The organism is uncultured Nostoc sp. (assembly GCF_964245575.1).
Lineage (GTDB): Bacteria > Cyanobacteriota > Cyanobacteriia > Cyanobacteriales > Nostocaceae > Nostoc.
This window is the reverse complement of record NZ_CAXTNP010000505.1, coordinates 1-2,856: the sequence shown is the minus strand read 5'-3', so window position 1 is coordinate 2,856 and position 2,856 is coordinate 1. Positions and strand designations below refer to the sequence as shown.

General features: G+C 39.4%; 1 protein-coding gene and 1 pseudogene. Both read left to right on the top strand.

Annotated elements, in window-relative coordinates; translation table 11 throughout:
* Positions 1–201: 201 nt before the first annotated feature.
* Positions 202–1,155 (top strand): annotated as a pseudogene (locus tag ACFFAP_RS37715) (alpha-amylase family glycosyl hydrolase); the annotation flags it as partial.
* 1,010 nt (positions 1,156–2,165) lie between these two features.
* Positions 2,166–2,831 carry a hypothetical protein gene (locus ACFFAP_RS37710; protein ID WP_375515987.1) on the top strand — a complete coding sequence of 222 codons (666 nt, stop codon included), beginning with the start codon at positions 2,166–2,168 and terminating at the stop codon, positions 2,829–2,831.
* The last annotated feature ends 25 nt before the right edge of the window (positions 2,832–2,856 follow it).

Sequence of the window (2,856 nt, the reverse complement as noted above, 5' to 3'; positions counted from 1 at the left end):
ATATATAATTGTTATTATTGCCTCAAACTGAAATAAGTTCTTTTTCTCGACTTTTAAAAATCTTTAAAGATAAAATAGTAACATTTAGTTAATTCAAATTTATTAGCCTTAACCTTGAAATTAACTTATAAAAATTATTATTAAATAAACACATCTTAAAGTTTGTTCCTAACACTAAAATTAGCTTTTGGTACTTCACTTATGTATATAGCTGTATGGCCTGGGAATGTATATCCCTTGGGTGCTACTTGGGATGGCAAAGGCACCAACTTTGCTTTGTTTTCCGAAAATGCAACAGGTGTAGAACTTTGTTTATTTGATGCCGATAATTATGAAATTCGCTTGCCTTTAACAGAAAAAAATAATTTTGTTTGGCACGCTTATCTACCAGGAGTAGGGCCTGGGCAACGCTATGGGTTTAGAGTACATGGGCCTTGGGCCCCAGAACTTGGTCATCGCTTTAACCCTAATAAACTACTAATTGATCCCTATGCTAAGGCAATTGATGGGGAAATTAGCGATAGTCCAGCTAATTTTGGCTACTCTTTAGATGCACCAGAACAAGACCTAGCTTTTTCTGATTTAGATAATGCCGAAATTATGCCGAAGTGTGTTGTTGTCGATCAGTCTTTTGATTGGGGAGACGACAAACTACTTTCTATACCCTGGCACGAAACGATTATTTATGAAACTCACGTTAGAGGCTTTACTAAGCTACATCCAGAAATTCCAGAAGAATTACGTGGTACTTATGCAGGGCTGGCACATCCAGCCGCAATTCAATATCTCCAACAACTAGGAATCACATCTGTGGAATTGATGCCTGTGCATCACTTTTTATCTTCTCCAGGATTTCTAGTAGATAAAGGACTGAAAAACTATTGGGGTTACGATTCTATTAATTATTTCATCCCCTACTCTGGTTACAGCGCTAGTGGCTCACTTGGACAACAAGTGATCGAGTTTAAACAGATGGTCAAGGACTTACACTCTGCTGGCATTGAAGTAATTTTAGATGTAGTTTATAACCACACTGGCGAAGGCAATCATTTAGGGCCAACATTGTCGCTGCGAGGCATCGATAATGCTGTGTACTACCGCTTGGTCAAAGATAACTCCCGCTACAACATGGACTTCACAGGTTGCGGCAACTCAAATAGGATTGCTATAGTAGTCCATCGATAAAGCTTAAGATAACTTTATTTTTGTCAATTAGAAATTATACTGAAAATTAAGAAAAGCACATGTATGAAGTTAACCAATTTACTGAACTGATGGGGCAAGAATGAATCATGAGTATCAAGATTAAGCGTAGGCGTAGCCCGCCGCAGGCATCGCCTGCTCAAAAATTGTGTTTCCGGCCCCGATTTTCAGCAATATTTTAAGCACTATTGCTTATTGACAAATGGTATTCGACTTTAACCTCTCACGAATGATAGTAGTCCGATCCTTTTTGATTCGTGAAAAATATAGATAAGGAAACGAACCGCCAACTCTTGGAGAGGCTTCTGCCAACGCGCAGCGTCTCTAAGAGTTGGACGCAAAGGGAAGAAAGAAGAAAGAAATATATAATTTTCACAAATGATTTAGGACTGCTATATAAGTATGTTTAGGAATGGTGGGTTTTGTGCAATATAGCGCCCTGCTTTAGCCTTGCCATGCTTGTGCTGGAGTCTGAGCCAACTATGAAGCCATCGCTTCTGATACTGGAGGGAGTTTACTTCAATACTTGTAACCGTTCTTTTTCTTCGGGGGTCATGCCTATGGTTTAAGTAAGTATTGTGTTCTCCCCATACTACACTCAGGAATCAGTATTTCTGCAAAAATGGGATGCTCCCCGTAAATTGTATAAGTATAAAAAAGTTGTACAATTTTGCAGTTTGTAATCCCTATATTACCGTTGGCATTCACGCGACTTATAAAAATAAAGTTGTACAATTTTCCCAAAATTCGTCATATTGATAAATAAAAAAGTTGTACAATATCTCAAAAGCAAGCCTTGTAAGGGTTTGTAACTATTTACTACAAGATACAATGGCGATCGCATCCCAAGTGCAAAACTGAATTAATAGGTTGAGTTTGCGATGGATGCGATCGCACTCTATTTCACTTTAACTGTAGCCACTAGCATGGAGCGATCGCTTAAATCAGCCCTCAATTAAGCAATGCTTTTGCCCAAATGCCGTTGGGAAAAAGTGCGACTGGACAAACTCAGCCGTAATCAAGACTTACAAGCAAAGCTAGCACAGACAGACTGGGATTTAGTTGTTTGTGACGAAGCTCATAAAATGTCAGCTTCATTTTTTGGTGGTGAAATTAAAGAAACGAAACGCTACAAACTTGGTAAGTTACTCTCAACTTTGACTAGGCATTTTTTATTAATGTCAGCGACACCACATAACGGCAAAGAGGAAGACTTCCAGTTGTTTATGGCGTTATTGGATGGAGACAGATTTGAAGGACGCTTCCGCGATGGTGTTCATCTAGCCGATACTTCCGACTTGATGCGGCGATTGGTTAAAGAAGATTTGCTGAAGTTTGATGAAAAACCGCTATTTCCAGAACGCCAAGCTAGCACTATAGAATATGAACTATCGGATTTAGAAGCGGTACTGTATAAGCGAGTCACTGAGTACGTCTGCGAGGAATTTAATCGTGCCGATGCTTTAGAAGCCGAAATGTTCAACGCCCAAGGACATCGGCGCAAACTCGTGATTTTTACCGAGTACCGGGACACATTAAATTATTTGACAGATAGGATTCTGACGCTACTTGGACGTAATGAAGCTGTAGTAAATATAGTAATCGACCAGGGGGCGATCGCGGATTAAAACACAATGCATTTCAGCAAGTGAA

Excerpts from the sequence above, each read along its gene's own strand:
- ACFFAP_RS37710 (WP_375515987.1), top strand. The coding sequence starts at position 2,166 with ATGCTTTTGCCCAAATGCCGTTGGGAAAAAGTGCGACTGGACAAACTC.